The sequence below is a fragment of the Aeromonas sp. S13(2024) genome (genome assembly GCF_041402405.1).
Taxonomy (GTDB): domain Bacteria; phylum Pseudomonadota; class Gammaproteobacteria; order Enterobacterales; family Aeromonadaceae; genus Aeromonas; species Aeromonas veronii.
In genome coordinates this window covers 1-14,723 of record NZ_JBGLRA010000020.1, presented here as the reverse complement: position 1 = coordinate 14,723, position 14,723 = coordinate 1, and the positions used below count along the sequence as shown (strand labels likewise).

Sequence of the window (14,723 nt, the reverse complement as noted above, 5' to 3'; positions counted from 1 at the left end):
GGAATTTAATGATTTCCCCTGATACTTGATGTGGTCATACCAGAAATAATCTGGCGTTTAGCTGAAGGCTTGTTTACCACCGCTGTTTGCATTGTTAACATGATCACACTTTTTTGACGTATCCCCCTTTTGGTGCGTCATTTTCACTTAGGTGATAGGCAGGGCATTGCAGGAACACATCGATACGCTGGTTGCGCGTTATGACGACATTACCCGTCTCAAGACGCAACGGGCGTTAGGCCTCATGAGTCGCTATGGGCAGCAGGTATTCCAACTGCTGCCTGTCATGCTGCACTTCAATCATCCCCTGCTGCCCGGTTATGTCTCCGGTGATGTCCCTCATGGCATCTGGAGCTTCAGCGCCACTGCCGAGCAGCAAGCCTTTATTGATGACCTCTGTCGCAACGCCAACTGCCAGAGCGGTCTTGCCACCCATGATCGAGCCATTCAGGGGCTCTACTCCATGGGCAGCACCTCCTCCATCGGTCAATGCTGTCACTCCGATCTCGATATCTGGGTATGCCACGTGGCCGGTTTGTCGCAGGAGCGGCTCGATCTGCTGGAGCTGAAGTGCCAGCAACTCTCCAAGTGGGCCGAACAGCGCGGGGTCGATCTCAACTTCTTCCTGATCCCCGAAGACAAGTTCCGCCAGACCAACGATGCCCAGATGCAGGGGGAGAGCTGCGGCAGTGCTCAGCACTTGCTGCTGCTCGACGAGTTCTACCGCAGTGCCATGCGTATCGCGGGCAAACGCTTGATCTGGTATCTGGTGCCCACCGAGTGTGATGATCACTACGATGCGTATGTGAACGAGCTGTTCGAGAGCGGCAAGCTCAAGCAGGAAGACTGGCTCGATCTCGGCAGTTTTGACCGTATTCCGGCCGAAGAGTATTTCGGCTCCGCCCTGTGGCAGCTCTACAAGGGGATCGACTCCCCCTACAAGGCGGTGCTCAAGTCGGTGCTGATGGAAGCCTACTCTCACGAGTATCCCAATACCCGCCTGCTGTCGATGATTGGTCGCGACTGGTTCCAGCACAACGAGGGGATGCACTACCGGCTCGACAACTACTGTCTGATGCTGGACAAGGTGACCAACTACCTCAAGTCCATCGGCGACATGGCGCGGCTCGATCTGGTGCGCCGCTGCTTCTACCTCAAGGTGTGCGACGGTCTCAGCCATCCCAAGGATGATCACTCCCCCGAGTGGCGCCGCGAGCAGATGAGCCAGCTGGTCTCCTACTGGGGCTGGAGTCAGGACAAACTCTATCAACTCGATCACCGCCACGAGTGGAAGATCGAAGAGGTGAAGATCGCTCACGCCGAGCTGCTGGAAGCCCTGATGCAGAGCTACCGCAACCTGATCCAGTTCGCCCGCCGCAACAACATCAGCGAGTCGATCAACCCGGAAGATATCGGCATTCTGTCGCGCAAACTCTACGCCGCGTTCGAGAGCCTGCCGGGCAAGGTGCAGCGTATCAACCTCAAGATCGCGCCTGATCTCAGCGAGCCGGATCTCAGCTTCGTGCAGGTGCCTCACGGTCGCCTCAACCGCGCCGGCTGGTATCTCTACAAACATTCGCTGGAGCCGGTGGACATCATTGGCCGCGCGCCGCTGGAGTTCAATGGTTACATCAGCAAGCTGGTCTCCTGGGCCTACTTCAACGATCTGCTGACACCCCAGTCGCGGGTGCACCTGTTCAATCAGGGCTCGGATCTGCACATCGACAATCTGCACCAGTTCTGCCGCGATCTCTCCGGCTGCTTCCCCGAGAAGTATCCGCTGGCCACCAACCTGGCCCTCAGTCGGCCGTGCGAGATCCGTCAGCTCTCCATCTTCCTCAATCTGGAGATGGACCCGACCAGTCACTGGGTAGGTCAGGTGATCGAATTTGACGCCAACACCGTGGATGTCTTCTCGTTCGGTCGCAATCAGGAGTGTCTGGTCGGTTCGGTGGATCTGGTCTATCGCAACTCCTGGAGCGAGATCCGCACCCTGCACTTCCAGGGGGATGAAGCCGTGGTCGATGCCCTCACCACCATCCTCGGCAAGATGCATCAGGATGCCGCCGACCCCGAGATGATCGAGGTGTTCTGCTACAGCCAGCACTTCCGCTCTCTGGTGCGCTCCCGCTTCCAGACTTTGGTGGCGGAGTGTATCGACCTGCGCCTTGCCCGCGACAAGCAACAGCTGGTCAAGACCATGGCCCTTGGCCGCGAGAAGTACGGCATCTTCTTCGAGCGGCGCGGGGTGTCGGTGAAGAAGCTGGAGAACGCCATCGATTTTTACCGCCACATCTCCCACAACAAGCTGGATCACCTGCCGCTGCGGCTCGACAAGACCCACAGCCAGCATCTGCCGAGCATCGTCGATGCCTACGCCAGCGAAGGGTTGGTGCAGTTCTTCTTCGATACCCGGGATGCGGGCACCAACATCTATATCCTCGATGAGGCGAACCGGGTGGAGATCTACCAGCACTTTGCCGGCAACAAGGATGAGCTGGTGGCCGGGGTCAACCGCTTCTATACCTCCAATCACGAGCGGTTCAGCGATGATGGGCAGTTCATCAACTTCAACCTGCCCCAGTACTACGAGATAGTACAAGTGAATGGCGAGCTGGATGTGATCCCCTATCGCAGTCAGGGCACTCTGCGCGAACAGGTGCCGCCCGCTCGGGAAGTGGGTTGATCCGTCAGTTGGAATCGCCATAAAAAACGGCCTGCAGATACAGGCCGTTTGCTTTTGCGGTTGTTCAGGCGCCGAGACGAGCCTGCAGCCAGCTGCGAATGTCGCCGAGCTGCGGACGGCAGATCTCGTGACGCATCGGGTACTCGTGCCACTCGGGGGCGAGCCCGGCGCTTTCCAGCCGGTTCTTGGCATCCCAACCGAGCGACAGGCTCACCACATCGTCGTAGATGCCGTGCATGTAGCAGATGGGCAGGGTGCGAGCAGCCTCGCTCATCTCGCCGAGCAGCTTGTCGGGGGCGGCCAGATAGGTGGACATGCAGAGCAGGCCCGCCAGCGTTGCCTGATAGCGCAGCGCGGTGAAGGAGGCAATCACCCCGCCCTGAGAGAAACCTGCCAGCACGATATGCTCGGGGGCAAACCCGTCGGCCACCAGCTGATCGAGCAATGCGGCAATCTGGTCGGCCGAGTCACGGACATGGGACTCCACGGCCCGCTCGGCGGGATCCTCGAAGCTCTTTATGTCGTACCAGCCGCGCATCTTGTAGCCCATGTTGATAGTGATGGGGCGCTCGGGGGCATCCGGCAGCAGGTGACGCACCGGTAGCTCGGCGGGCAGATCCAGCGCATCCACCAGCGGGGCGAGACCGGCGCCGGAATCACCCAGCCCGTGTAGCCAGATCACCGCATGACGGGCGCCCTGCGGGTGCAGGTCGATCATGGGAATACCACCTCTTCGCCTGCCTGGGCGGTGCAGGATTGGCTCAGCAGCGCCTTGAGCTCGTGGCCGAAGCGGTTGTCGATCCAGGTGTCACCCTGCAGTTCGAAGTGGAAGCCGTTCTCGCGGGTGGCGACCCAAATCTGGTGCAGTGGCTCCTGCTTGTTGATGATGACCTTGGTCTTGTTCTCGAAAGAGAGGGTCAATACGCCGCCGTTGCGTTCGCAGTCGATATCCGGATACCCCTCGTCGAGCGTGTCTTCCACATATTGGAAAAAGGCGTCGGTCAGGGCGTGATACTCGTGATCCTTCATCGGTTTATCCTGTTGCTTTTAACAATGTGAGTGCGATTATAGAGGGCCAAAAATTTTTTCGCAGCGAACCATTATGATCACCCAGTTCACCAAGTGTCTGCTTGCCACTCTTCTGTCCCTCGGGTTGGCCGCGTGCGGTCTGAAGGGGCCGCTCTATATGCCGCCCCCCGAGCAGCCACAGAGCCAGAGTACACCGCAAGCAGTACCGCCTGCGACCACTGAGGCTGCCACCGAGGCCGCGCCGCACTAATGCCGCACCCATTCTAGGAAGGAACCGCCCCCTTGGATCACTTTAACTACGACGCCGCCGGCCAGCTTCAGGCCGAGCAAACCTCGCTGCAACAGCTTGCCGAGCAGTACGGTACCCCGCTTTACGTCTACTCCCGTGCGACCCTCGAGCGCCACTGGCACGCCTTCGACAAGGCCGCTGGCGATATTCCCCATCTGATCTGCTATGCGGTGAAGGCCAACTCCAACCTGGCGCTGCTCAACCTGCTGGCCCGTCTGGGCTCGGGGTTTGACATCGTCTCCGGTGGCGAGCTGTCGCGGGTACTGGCGGCGGGCGGTGATCCGGCCAAAGTGGTCTTCTCTGGGGTCGCCAAGAGTGAAGCGGAGATGCGCCTGGCGCTGGATAAAGAGATCCTCTGCTTCAATCTGGAGTCGGAAGCCGAGCTGGAGCGCCTCAATCGGGTGGCGGGCAGCATGGGCAAGAAGGCTCGCGTCTCGGTGCGGGTCAATCCGGATATCGATGCCGGTACTCACCCCTATATCTCCACTGGCCTCAAGCAGAACAAGTTCGGCATTCCCATCGAGCTGGCGCCAGCCATCTATCGCAAGGCGGCCGCGATGGCGAACATCGAGATCGTCGGGGTGGATTGCCATATCGGCTCGCAACTCACTGAATTGAATCCCTTTATGGAAGCGGCTGACAAGCTGCTGCGGCTGATCGACGGTCTGGCTGCAGAAGGGATTCATATCCACCATCTGGACGTGGGCGGTGGCCTTGGGGTCAACTACGGTTCCGAGCAGCCACCCCATCCGACCGAGTATGCCGAAGCGCTCAAGCAGAAGCTGGCGGGCCGGGATCTGACCCTGCTGTTCGAGCCGGGCCGCGCCATCGTCGCCAATGCCGGTGTGCTGCTGACCCGGGTCGAGTACCTGAAACCGGGCGAGACTCGCAACTTCGCGCTGATCGATGCCGGCATGAACGACATGCTGCGCCCTTCGCTCTACGGCGCCTGGATGAACATCATCGAGGTGGATAGCCGTGCCGGCCATGCTCCCGCGATCTATGACGTGGTGGGCCCGGTGTGCGAGACCGGCGACTTCCTCGGCAAGGAGCGCACTCTGGCTATTGCCGAGGGTTCCCTGCTGGCAGTGCGCTCGGCCGGTGCCTACGGCTTTACCATGTCATCCAACTACAACACCCGTCCGCGCGCTGCCGAAGTGCTGGTGGATGGTGCCGAGGCGCACCTGATCCGCGAGCGTGAGCAGTTGGCCGATCTCTGGCGCGGTGAGCACCTGCTGCCCTGATGCAGTAGATAGAGATGACAGAATTTTACAGCCCTGACAGCACAGGAGTGCGCGATGTGTACAGATTGTTCAAGGATGCATGGGGCTGTGGCCAATGACTTCATAGTGGTTGATGGTGAGTATTTACAGCCCTAACAGCACAGGAATGCACGATGTGGATAGATTGTTCCAGGATGCATGGGGCTTTGGACAACGACTTCATGGCGCTTGGCGACCCTTGGTTCGGTGAATTTTTACAGCCCTAACAGCACAGGAATGCACGATGTTGATAGATTTTTCCAAGATGCATGGCTTGGGCAACGACTTCATGGTGGTGGATGGCGTCACCCAGAAGGTATTTTTCAGCAATGACGTCATCAAGAAGCTGGCAGATCGCCACTTCGGGATCGGCTTTGACCAGCTGCTGCTGGTAGAGCCGCCCTATGACCCTGAACTCGACTTTCACTATCGCATTTTCAATGCCGATGGCAGCGAAGTGGAGCAGTGTGGCAACGGTGCCCGCTGTTTTGCCCGTTTCGTGCGTCTCAAAGGGCTGATCAACCGGGATCGCATCGCGGTCAGTACCGCCCGGGGTCGCATCGTATTGCAGCTGGAGGGGGAGAATCAGGTCACGGTCAACATGGGGGTGCCCCAGTTTGAGCCGGGCAAGATCCCGTTCCGGGCCCAGAAGGCAGAGAAAACCTATCTGTTGCGGGCGCAGGAGCATACCGTGATGTGTGGCGTGGTCTCCATGGGCAATCCCCACTGCGTCATCGAGGTGCCTTCGGTCGCCGATGCGCCGGTCGAGACGCTCGGTGCCATCATGGAGCGCCACGAGCGTTTTCCCGAGCGGGTCAACGTCGGCTTCATGGAGATGGTCAATGCTACCGAGATCAAACTGCGTGTATTCGAGCGGGGCTGTGGCGAGACCCTGGCCTGCGGCACCGGTGCCTGTGCGGCGGCGGTGATTGGCATCAGTCAGGGCAAGCTCAAGGAGCGGGTCACCGTCAGTCTGCCGGGCGGCAAGCTGACCATCGCCTGGAAGGGGCCGGGCCAGCCGGTCTACATGACAGGTCCCGCCGAGCATGTGTTTGACGGCCAGATAGAGGTTTAGCCGATAAAGGTTCAGGTACGGGGGGCGTTGGCCCCCTTTGCCCATGATGTCGGGGCAGCGAGCCCCATTTCTCTGATGGATCAACCAATTTATGAGCGAACTCAAACGGCAGGAGCAATCGGTGGATGAAGCCACTGTGCTGGAGTACCTGGCCCGTTATCCCGAGTTTTTCCAACGCCATGCCGCCGTGCTGGACCGGATCCGCATTCCCCATGAACGCAAAGGGTCGGTCTCGCTGGTCGAGCGCCAGCTGGAGCGTCAGCGCGAGCGGATCGAACAGCTGGAGCAGGAAATCACCGAATTGATGGGGATCGCCAGCGAGAACGAGCGGATCTTCCGGGTCTATGCCGATCTCTACGGCGAGCTGTACGGTTGCCAGACCCTGTTCGAGGTGAGTGCCGTGATGGGCAAGGCCTTTGTCCAGCGGCTGCGCCTGACCGGGCTGCGGCTCTGGCTCAATCCCAAGAAGTTTACCCTGAGCGGGCCCGAGCAGCGCTTTCTGGCACAAGGCAAGCAGCTCGAATCCCTGCTGGGTCAGCGTCTGCCGGGGCAGGATTACTACTTTGGCCGCCTGAGCCAGAGCGAGAAGCAGGCGCTGTTTGGCCATGATGTGCTGGTCAACTCGGTGGCCCTGATGCGGCTCGGCGATCTCGGTGTGCTGGCCTTCGCCAGCTCGGATCCCGGCCACTTTACTCCCCACAACGACACCCTGCTGCTGGGTCAACTGGGGCGCCTGCTGCAACTGCGTCTGCCCGAGTTGACTCATGGCTAGAACACCGGCCAAGGCACCCGCCAACGCTCCCGTCGTCGCACCGCCACTGCCTGCGGCACTGGCGGGCGAATTGGCGGCCTTTATCGAATACCTGAGGGTCGAGCGTCAGCTCAGCCCTCATACCCGCAATAACTATCAAGCCCATCTGGAGGCGATGACCGCCGAGCTGGTGACGCTGGGTCTCACTGACTGGGGTCGGCTCGAGGCGAGTCAGGTGCGCACTCTGGTGACCCGGATGCACAAGGCGGGCCTTGCTCCACGTTCCCTGTCCACCAAGGTCTCTGCCCTGCGCAGCTTTTGCGACTGGCAGGTGCGGCAGGGGCGGCTGACCGCCAATCCGGCCCGCGGCATCGTCACCCCCAAACAGGGGCGGCCGCTGCCGAAAAACCTCGATGTGGACGAGATGCACCAGCTGCTCAACATCACCGACGAGCAGGATCCGCTTGCGGTGCGGGATCGCGCCATCATGGAGTTGATGTACTCCTCAGGGCTGCGTCTGGCCGAGCTGGTGGGGATCAATCTGGTGGATCTGAAGCTTGACGACCGTCAGCTCAAGGTGACTGGCAAGGGCTCGCGGGAGCGGGTGCTGCCTATCGGCCGGATGGCGGTCGAGTGGCTGCAGAAGTGGCTCAAGGTGCGCCCGCTGCTGGCCGGGGACGAGAGCGAGGCGCTGTTTGTCTCCAGCCGCAAGCAGCGGCTGTCGGCCCGCTCGGTGCAGGCCCGTCTCGATGGCTGGGGCAACAAGCAGGCGCTCAACGCCCATGTCCACCCCCACAAGCTGCGCCACAGCTTCGCCACCCATATGCTGGAGTCCTCCGGCGATCTGCGGGCGGTGCAGGAGCTGCTGGGACATGCAGACCTCTCTACCACCCAGATCTATACCCACCTCGACTTCCAGCATCTGGCCAAGGTTTACGACAGCGCCCACCCCAGGGCCAAGCGTGGCCCGGATGCGCAGGACGATGAATAACGGGCCCTGAGCCCCGTTGCAGAGGAGAGTCCATGCACTTCTATCGCCGCTGGCAGCCGGTTGCTGCCATATCGTTTGACCTCGATGACACCCTCTATGACAACGGCCCCGCCATCGTGCGCGCCGAGCAGTGGATGCTGAGCCATCTGCGCAGCGAATATCTGGCTACCGCCATGCTCGACAAGCCACGCTGGCTGGATCTCAAACGCGCTGTGCTGATGGCACGGCCCGAGCTGCGCCACGATGTCAGCCTGGCGCGCCAGCAGACCATCCGCGCCGCCATGGTCGAGGGGGGGATGGCCGACCAGCAGGCCAGTCGTGAGGCGGAGCAGGTCTTTGCCGCGTTTCTGGCAGAACGCTCGAAGATCGAGGTGAGCGAGTCCACTCATCAGCTGCTGGCCAGACTGGCCGAACGCTACCCGCTGGTGGTGATCACCAACGGTAATCTGGATCTGGTTCAGGCTGGGCTGGATCGCTACTTCTCGCTGGTCTGCAAGGCGGGGGCGGGCGCCAGAATGAAACCGGCACCGGATATGTTTGAGCAGACCCGCAGTGCCCTCAAGCTGCCAGCGGAGCGGATCCTCCATGTGGGGGATCATTCCGAGACCGATGTGCTGGGTGCCCGATTGCACGGCTTTCGCGCCGCCTGGCTCAACGAGCGGCGGCAACCGTGGCAACAGCTACAACTGTTGCCGGACGTTGAACTGACAGCACTGGAGGAGCTGGCCGAGCTGCTGCTCTGATGGCGCTGGCGGGTAGCCCGGCTCAGGCGGTAATGGCTGTCATCGAATAGCGATATATAGCAAGGGGTTACGCCCGCTATTTGCGACAAACCAGCCCGAGCAGGGTGTAGCGATCGCGCTGGTTGACGCGGCAGTAGCTGATGCCGACGGGCAGCGCCTGCTGCAGGGTGATGGCGCTGTTCTGATAGCGGCAGACCAGATAGAGCGGGCGCAGGCTGCTATCGAGCTGGCTCCAGTAGTGGATCTCGTCGCTGTCGCCATTATCCGGTTTGAGTTGGGCCAGTTCGGCAGGATCTCCGTCGAACAGGGCCAGATTATCGAGCCGGTGGCTGAGGGTTTCGTCCGGTTTGCCATCGTCATTGCGAGTGAACGCCTGCCAGCCCTGCTGCGGGGTCAGCAGCTGCTGGCGAGTCTCGATGGTGGCGGGACAATCAAATTGCAGGCTGGCGGCAAGGGCCAGGGTAGTCAGTAACATGGCTGCGGTTCTCTCTTCACGTCCTCAATACGATGCCATGCTACGTCATCTTCCGCCGAACAGCTTCATCAGTTTATCAAGCAGATCAAGCTGTTGTGGTGGTTGCTTCATAGCTTCCGCCTCCCGCTCCAGCAGCGCCCGCTGCTCCTGCTGGCGGTCGCTCAGCACCCGGTAGAGGGGCTCGACCAGCGACTCGCGCTGCATCACCAACTCCTGAAACATTGCCTGATTGATGCGATAGGTTTCGACGGTGGCCACCGCCCGCACCGTGAAGGAGCTGGGCTCGCCGGTGAGCAGGCTCAGTTCGCCAAAAAAGTCTCCCGCGTTGAGCGTACCGAGTTTCAGCTCTCGCCCTTCGACATTGACCACCATCTCGGCCTCCCCTTTGACCAGCACGAACAGCCAGCTGGAGACATCCCCCTGCTCCAGCATGATGTCGCCGCTGACGAAGGGGGCGAACTTCACCTGATCGGCCAGCTGGAGCAGCTCGTTCTCCTGCAACATGGCAAACAGCGGCAGCTTGCGCAGGGTATCGGTTCGTTCGGCGGTGTGGCGCTTGTGGCGGGCATCCAGATGCTGCTTCTCCTTGGCCATAAAGACGTTGAAGATCGGCGGGGTGAGGCGACGATCGTTGCGGCGCAGGGCGGCATCGATCAGGCTGCGCACCATGGAGTCGGTCGGATCGTCGCGAGCCAGGTCAGTGAGCCAGTAGCGCACAGCATAGCGGGCAATCCCTCCTTCGACGTTCATCAGCAGGCAGTCCGGTTGCGGATGCTTGGCGACGCAGGGGAGCTTGGTCTCCCGCAGAGATTTCTCGATCAGCGCGATGATCTGGGTCGGCAGGGTATCCAGGGTCAGATCGAACCAGACCCAGCGCCGCCACTGCAAGGGTTCGCCACGGCGGCGCCCGAGCACGGTGAAGCGCTGTTTGAGCAGGTGGCTGTTGGGGATGACGACTGTCTCCCAGTTGCGGGTCTCGATGGTGGTGGCACGCCAGTTGATCTCCACCACCCGGCCCTGGGTGGTGTCGACTTGCAGCCAGTCACCGATGGCGATGGAGTTGTCGAGCTGAATGGAGACCCCGGCCAGCAGGTTGCCCAGGGTGTCCTGCATGGCGAAGGCGATGACCGCGGTGATCACCGCGGAGGTAGTGACTATCTCCCCGAGCGCCATGCCGGAGGCGTAGAGGCGAAACAGACCCCAGCCGATATAGCCGATGGTGATGACGATATCGGCGATGATCCGCGGGATCCGCACATGGCAGAGGGGGAGCAGAAACTCGAACAGCAGGATCCCCCATATCTTGACCAGTATCAGGCCAGCCAGCAGGGTGGAGATCTCGATCAGCAATTGATGGGGAAGCGGCAGTTTGAACCAGCCCCCTTCCAGCTGGATCAGCAGGATCACCACCGCGCTAATCATCACGAAACTGAGCTCGGAGAGCAGCTCCCGTCGCTGTCCCGGACGGCGCCAGAAGTGGATCAGCATCAGGGAGAGGGTGAGCACGGTCCAGAACGGGTGTTCGCCAATCCAGATCAGCGTCGGTAGCGCGGTGAGGTTTTCGCCAGCCATAGCAGCACCTTATTGTGGTTTTATTTCCAGCATAGCTGCTGCGGCGCGGGGAAATGGTGCGTTGGGGTGGCAATTTATTTATCCTGTGCAGAACCGGGCAAAGGAGTGCGATTGAGTGAAATTTTCAAAGAAAATCATCTGTTTGATGGCCCTGTTGCCATTGGCTGGCTGCGACCTGCTGGCCGAGAAGTATCGGGTCGAATTCCGGGATGGCTCCTGGCGTGAAATAGCCATTACCCCCTTCTCCAGCGAGGCGCGCTGGCGCGAGGGGTGTGCCACCGGCGAGGTGCTGAGTGATATGAAGGTGCCTATCAAGCGGGGTGACACGGTCAATGGCCGCGAGCAGTTGCTGATCGGCGGCGAGAAGTTCGAGCTGGATGACAACAACCTCTACCGCAGCAACGGTATGGTGTTTGGCCATTCGCCTGACCATATCCAGCGCGGGCTCAAGGGGATGGATATCTGCCGCACCTTGCGCCCCGAGCGGGGTGGACTGCCCAAGCTCAAGGCGCGCGGGTTTGGCGACTGAATCGATGAGGGGTTAACTCGCTGCCATCAATGCACTGCGTTGGCGGCAGGCATCGCCAAAGGCTTGAAAGATCTTGATGGAGTGGGGGTTTTCATTGGCTTTCCACTCCGGATGCCACTGTACTGCCAGCAAAAAGGGTGACAGTGCGGGAGCATGAAGTGCCTCGATCAGCCCATCTTCGGCGTGGGCCAACGGCTCCAGACCCTTCCCCAACCGGTTGATGCCCTGCCCATGCAGGGAGTTGACCGGAATCTGTTCTTCCCCCATCAGTTCGGCAAACCAGCTGCCCGGCAGCAGTTTGATCTGATGGCTTGGCCCATACTGCTCGTCGACCGGATCGTCGGCATCCTCCCGGTGATCGTCATAACCCGGCTCGCTGTAGACCTTCTGATGGATGTCTCCCCCCAGCGCCACGTTGATCTCCTGCATTCCGCGGCAGATCCCGAGGAGCGGCAAGCCACGGGCGAGCGCCCCCTTGATGAGGGGCAGATCGAACAGATCGCGATCCCTGTCCTGCTGTTTTTCTGGCGTGAGGTTCTCTTGGCCGTAGAGGGCTGGATCGATATTGGAGCCGGCGCCGCTCAGATAGACCCCATCGGCGAGATCCAGATACTGCTCCAGATCGGCGGTGCCGCAGCAGGTGGGTACCAGCAGCGGGACGCAGCCGCTTATCTCCACCAGCGGCATGATGTATTTGTGGGTCATCACCTGATAGGCGTGGCCGTTGCGGGGCTGGGCACCCATGGTCATCAGCACGACAGGTTTACGGGTGGCGGGAGGCTGGGGATTTGGCATAGGGCACCTTGATTATCCTTGGCGTTGAAGTCTCATCCTGCGCCTTGGGCAGGCCCTTGCAAAACGGTAGGGCAAGGGCATGCCTCAAGGCATGGTCATGGGATCCCGCGTCGGGCCGGGTGGCAGAATCGTTGGTCAGCCTGGGCAGCGACAGCATGGATCCTCTCTTCAGTCTGCCAAGGCCGTTCAATATGTCAAACAAAATGATACCAAATTGTTAACGTGTCTGTTTTGGTCTGCTCTGAAGCGGCGATTTAACGGGGCTGTTGAGATGGGCCGTTATGGCTGGGGTAGCAAAATGGTGGATATATTAAACGCGCAGGGATGTGGAGAGAAAAAGGCATCAATAGAAACACGCCTCCCCGAGGGGAGGCGTGTTTCGGGGATCACAGCAGGTCTTCGATCTCGCCGCGCAGATACTGGTACATCTCGCGGTAGGCGACCGGCGGCTTGTTCAGCTCCCGCTCCTTGTTGGCGGAGCGGATCAGCTGGCGCAGCTTCTGGCGATCCAGCTCGTGGAATTGGGACATCAGCTCGTTGAGGGCGCTGTCACCTTCGGTGATCAGGCGCTCGCGCCACTGCTCCAGGCGATGCAAGCGGGCATTCACGGTGGAGTGACGGTTCTTGATGATAGAGAGCGCTTCGGCAATCGGCTCGATATCGCGGCTGCGCATTAGGCGGCCGATGAACTGCAGATGGCGACGGAAGGACTCATCCTTCTTCGGCTTGAGTTTGCGACCCAGCTCGACAGCTTCTGCAAGCTCTTCATCCAACGGGATTTTTTCCAGCTCGCTGTGGCTGAGGGAGACGATCTCTTCCCCCATTTTCTGCAATGCTTCGGCATCGCGCTTGAGCTGGCTCTTGCTGGGGCCCCAGTCTTCGAACTCGTTGTCGTCTTGATATTGACTCATCGGTCTCTTGATTCCTGTCATTCACGTTTGGCGGATATGTTACCAGCTTCTCCCGCTGGGCGCAGGGGTCTGATATGCTTACCCCCCTTTCCTTCTTTCATACAGATGTGAGTTATGGATCAGCAAGACCAAATCCGCCAGGATCAAGCCCATCTCGAGGCCGTGGTTGCCGAAGCCCTGGAGATAGCCAAAGGACTGGGCGCCTCGCTGGCCGAAGTCTCCATCAGCAAGCAGACCGGGTTGTCGGTGAACACCCGGGGTTGTGAACTGGAAAGCATTGAATTCAATAAGGATGGCGCCCTCGGTATCGCCGTCTATCGCGATGGTTGCAAGGGATCTTCCTCAACCACCGATCTGAGCAAACCCGCCATTCGTGCCGCCGTTGAAGCGGCCATCGAGATTGCCCGCCACACCTCGGCGGATGATTGCGCCGGTCTGGCGGACGCCGAGCTGCTGGCCTGGGATGCCCCCGATCTGCAACTGTGCCACCAAATCGAACTGGATCCCCAGCGCGGGATCGAGCTGGCCATCGAGTGCGAACGACTCGCTCTGGGCCGCGATGCCCGTATCAAGCACTCCGACGGCGCCGGTTTCTCCAGCCATCTAGGCATCAAGGTCTATGGCAACAGCCACGGCTTCGTCAAAGGTTATGCGGCGTCGCGCAACTCCCTGAGCTGTGTGCTGATCGGCGAGCAGGATGGCGACATGCAGCGTGATTACGGCTACTCCTCCAGCCGTACCCTCGACGGACTTTGGAGCCCGCAGCGCATTGCCGACGAAGCCGTTGAGCGTACCGTCTCCCGCCTCGGCGCCCGCAAGATCTCTACCCGTCATGCGCCTGTGCTGTTCCACCCAGACACTGCCTCCGGCCTGTGGGGCCATCTGGTGATGGCTATCAGCGGTGGCAACCTCTATCGCAAGTCGAGCTTCCTGCTCGACAAATTGGGCAAGCAGATCCTGCCCGAGTGGCTCACCATTCAGGAGTTCCCCCACCTGCTGGGCGGGCTTGCCAGTACCCCGTTCGATGGCGAAGGGGTGCGTACCCGCGACATGGATATCATCCGTAACGGCGAGCTGATGAGCTGGCTGCTTACCTCCTACTCCGCTCGCAAGCTGGGGCTGACCACCACGGGTCATGCCGGTGGCATCCACAACTGGCAGGTCTCCAATACTGGCCAGGATTTTCAAGGCATGCTGAAAGAGATGGGCACCGGTCTGCTGGTGACCGAGCTGATGGGGCAGGGGGTCAATATCGTCAATGGCGACTACTCCCGCGGCGCTGCCGGTTTCTGGGTCGAGAATGGCGAGATAGCCTATCCGGTCGAGGAGATCACCATCGCCGGCAATCTGGCCGAGATGTTCAGCCATATCGTGGCGGTGGGCTGTGACGAAGATGAGCGCTCCAGCCTCAAGACCGGCTCGGTGCTGGTAGAGAATATGAAGCTGGCGGGTCACTGATCTCGGTGTCAACAGAACCGAAGTGTCTAGTCCTGAAATAGGTTTGCACATTTTCAACTAGCATTTCTCTACTCAGAACCCCCTATGTACTGCATCGGGGGTTCTGTATTTCAACGCATGATGCGGCCGCTCCGCGTTGTAAATATCCACTGCTTCA

16 protein-coding genes are annotated in these 14,723 nt (G+C 60.3%); 9 read left to right on the top strand and 7 right to left on the bottom strand.

Annotation, left to right across the window (positions count from 1 at the left end):
- The first annotated feature begins 166 nt into the window (after positions 1–166).
- Positions 167–2,686 carry a class I adenylate cyclase gene (locus tag ACB042_RS18835; protein WP_371178913.1) on the top strand — a complete coding sequence of 840 codons (2,520 nt, stop codon included), beginning with the start codon at positions 167–169 and terminating at the stop codon, positions 2,684–2,686.
- Between the two features lie 64 nt (positions 2,687–2,750).
- On the opposite strand, the gene ACB042_RS18830 is transcribed toward ACB042_RS18835, so the two are convergent.
- Positions 2,751–3,404: an alpha/beta hydrolase gene (locus tag ACB042_RS18830; RefSeq protein ID WP_371178912.1), complete on the bottom strand. Its 654-nt coding sequence runs from the start codon at positions 3,402–3,404 to the stop codon at positions 2,751–2,753.
- Positions 3,401–3,715 (bottom strand): iron donor protein CyaY, encoded by a 315-nt coding sequence (cyaY, locus tag ACB042_RS18825; RefSeq protein WP_069554181.1) that lies wholly within the window; start codon positions 3,713–3,715, stop codon positions 3,401–3,403. The genes ACB042_RS18830 and cyaY overlap by 4 nt, the downstream gene beginning before the upstream one ends.
- A gap of 73 nt (positions 3,716–3,788) precedes the next feature.
- Here cyaY and ACB042_RS18820 point away from each other — a divergent pair, with 73 nt between their 5' ends.
- The 6 genes from ACB042_RS18820 (at position 3,789) to ACB042_RS18795 (ending at position 8,826) form a co-directional block, all read left to right on the top strand.
- On the top strand, positions 3,789–3,965 hold the full coding sequence (locus ACB042_RS18820; RefSeq protein WP_074042653.1) for a lipoprotein: 177 nt from the start codon (positions 3,789–3,791) through the stop codon (positions 3,963–3,965).
- 32 nt (positions 3,966–3,997) lie between these two features.
- Positions 3,998–5,248: a diaminopimelate decarboxylase gene (gene lysA, locus ACB042_RS18815; RefSeq protein WP_123172212.1), complete on the top strand. Its 1,251-nt coding sequence runs from the start codon at positions 3,998–4,000 to the stop codon at positions 5,246–5,248.
- Positions 5,249–5,510: 262 nt separating this feature from the next.
- On the top strand, positions 5,511–6,341 hold the full coding sequence (dapF, locus tag ACB042_RS18810) for a diaminopimelate epimerase (RefSeq protein WP_005336371.1): 831 nt from the start codon (positions 5,511–5,513) through the stop codon (positions 6,339–6,341).
- A 91-nt stretch (positions 6,342–6,432) separates the two neighbouring features.
- The gene (locus tag ACB042_RS18805) at positions 6,433–7,113 is read left to right on the top strand and encodes a DUF484 family protein (RefSeq protein WP_043821859.1); all 681 of its coding nucleotides are present in this window, start codon (positions 6,433–6,435) and stop codon (positions 7,111–7,113) included.
- The gene (xerC, locus tag ACB042_RS18800; protein WP_371178911.1) at positions 7,106–8,083 is read left to right on the top strand and encodes a tyrosine recombinase XerC; all 978 of its coding nucleotides are present in this window, start codon (positions 7,106–7,108) and stop codon (positions 8,081–8,083) included. Before ACB042_RS18805 ends, xerC begins: the two co-directional genes overlap by 8 nt.
- Before the next feature lie 32 nt (positions 8,084–8,115).
- Positions 8,116–8,826 carry an HAD-IA family hydrolase gene (locus ACB042_RS18795; protein ID WP_371178910.1) on the top strand — a complete coding sequence of 237 codons (711 nt, stop codon included), beginning with the start codon at positions 8,116–8,118 and terminating at the stop codon, positions 8,824–8,826.
- A gap of 76 nt (positions 8,827–8,902) precedes the next feature.
- On the opposite strand, the gene ACB042_RS18790 is transcribed toward ACB042_RS18795, so the two are convergent.
- Both ACB042_RS18790 and ACB042_RS18785 read right to left on the bottom strand, forming a co-directional pair.
- Complete coding sequence (locus ACB042_RS18790) at positions 8,903–9,301, bottom strand: STY0301 family protein (protein ID WP_005336367.1); 399 nt, start codon at positions 9,299–9,301, stop codon at positions 8,903–8,905.
- 45 nt (positions 9,302–9,346) lie between these two features.
- Entirely contained in the window at positions 9,347–10,873 is a 1,527-nt protein-coding gene (locus ACB042_RS18785) for a cyclic nucleotide-binding domain-containing protein (RefSeq protein ID WP_371178909.1), read from the bottom strand.
- Between the two features lie 145 nt (positions 10,874–11,018).
- On the opposite strand from ACB042_RS18785, the gene ACB042_RS18780 reads away from it, so the two are divergent.
- Positions 11,019–11,402: a hypothetical protein gene (locus ACB042_RS18780; RefSeq protein WP_040069030.1), complete on the top strand. Its 384-nt coding sequence runs from the start codon at positions 11,019–11,021 to the stop codon at positions 11,400–11,402.
- Positions 11,403–11,414: 12 nt separating this feature from the next.
- Here ACB042_RS18780 and ACB042_RS18775 read toward each other — a convergent pair whose 3' ends face one another.
- Positions 11,415–12,197 (bottom strand): gamma-glutamyl-gamma-aminobutyrate hydrolase family protein, encoded by a 783-nt coding sequence (locus ACB042_RS18775; RefSeq protein WP_371178908.1) that lies wholly within the window; start codon positions 12,195–12,197, stop codon positions 11,415–11,417.
- 386 nt (positions 12,198–12,583) lie between these two features.
- Positions 12,584–13,108 carry a ribosome biogenesis factor YjgA gene (gene yjgA / locus ACB042_RS18770; protein WP_005336359.1) on the bottom strand — a complete coding sequence of 175 codons (525 nt, stop codon included), beginning with the start codon at positions 13,106–13,108 and terminating at the stop codon, positions 12,584–12,586.
- A gap of 114 nt (positions 13,109–13,222) precedes the next feature.
- Between yjgA and pmbA the strand changes: the two genes are divergently transcribed.
- Positions 13,223–14,566: a metalloprotease PmbA gene (gene pmbA, locus ACB042_RS18765; protein ID WP_005336357.1), complete on the top strand. Its 1,344-nt coding sequence runs from the start codon at positions 13,223–13,225 to the stop codon at positions 14,564–14,566.
- Between the two features lie 72 nt (positions 14,567–14,638).
- Here the strand turns inward: pmbA and ACB042_RS18760 are convergent.
- A partial coding sequence (locus ACB042_RS18760) for an integrase core domain-containing protein (protein ID WP_371178925.1) occupies positions 14,639–14,723 on the bottom strand: 85 nt, incomplete at its 5' end.

Excerpts from the sequence above, each read along its gene's own strand:
- ACB042_RS18795 (WP_371178910.1), top strand. The coding sequence starts at position 8,116 with ATGCACTTCTATCGCCGCTGGCAGCCGGTTGCTGCCATATCGTTTGAC.
- ACB042_RS18830 (WP_371178912.1), bottom strand. The coding sequence starts at position 3,404 with ATGATCGACCTGCACCCGCAGGGCGCCCGTCATGCGGTGATCTGGCTA.
- ACB042_RS18780 (WP_040069030.1), top strand. The coding sequence starts at position 11,019 with ATGGCCCTGTTGCCATTGGCTGGCTGCGACCTGCTGGCCGAGAAGTAT.
- pmbA (WP_005336357.1), top strand. The coding sequence starts at position 13,223 with ATGGATCAGCAAGACCAAATCCGCCAGGATCAAGCCCATCTCGAGGCC.
- cyaY (WP_069554181.1), bottom strand. The coding sequence starts at position 3,715 with ATGAAGGATCACGAGTATCACGCCCTGACCGACGCCTTTTTCCAATAT.
- yjgA (WP_005336359.1), bottom strand. The coding sequence starts at position 13,108 with ATGAGTCAATATCAAGACGACAACGAGTTCGAAGACTGGGGCCCCAGC.
- ACB042_RS18820 (WP_074042653.1), top strand. The coding sequence starts at position 3,789 with ATGATCACCCAGTTCACCAAGTGTCTGCTTGCCACTCTTCTGTCCCTC.
- ACB042_RS18775 (WP_371178908.1), bottom strand. The coding sequence starts at position 12,197 with ATGCCAAATCCCCAGCCTCCCGCCACCCGTAAACCTGTCGTGCTGATG.
- ACB042_RS18785 (WP_371178909.1), bottom strand. The coding sequence starts at position 10,873 with ATGGCTGGCGAAAACCTCACCGCGCTACCGACGCTGATCTGGATTGGC.
- ACB042_RS18790 (WP_005336367.1), bottom strand. The coding sequence starts at position 9,301 with ATGTTACTGACTACCCTGGCCCTTGCCGCCAGCCTGCAATTTGATTGT.
- xerC (WP_371178911.1), top strand. The coding sequence starts at position 7,106 with ATGGCTAGAACACCGGCCAAGGCACCCGCCAACGCTCCCGTCGTCGCA.
- dapF (WP_005336371.1), top strand. The coding sequence starts at position 5,511 with ATGTTGATAGATTTTTCCAAGATGCATGGCTTGGGCAACGACTTCATG.
- ACB042_RS18805 (WP_043821859.1), top strand. The coding sequence starts at position 6,433 with ATGAGCGAACTCAAACGGCAGGAGCAATCGGTGGATGAAGCCACTGTG.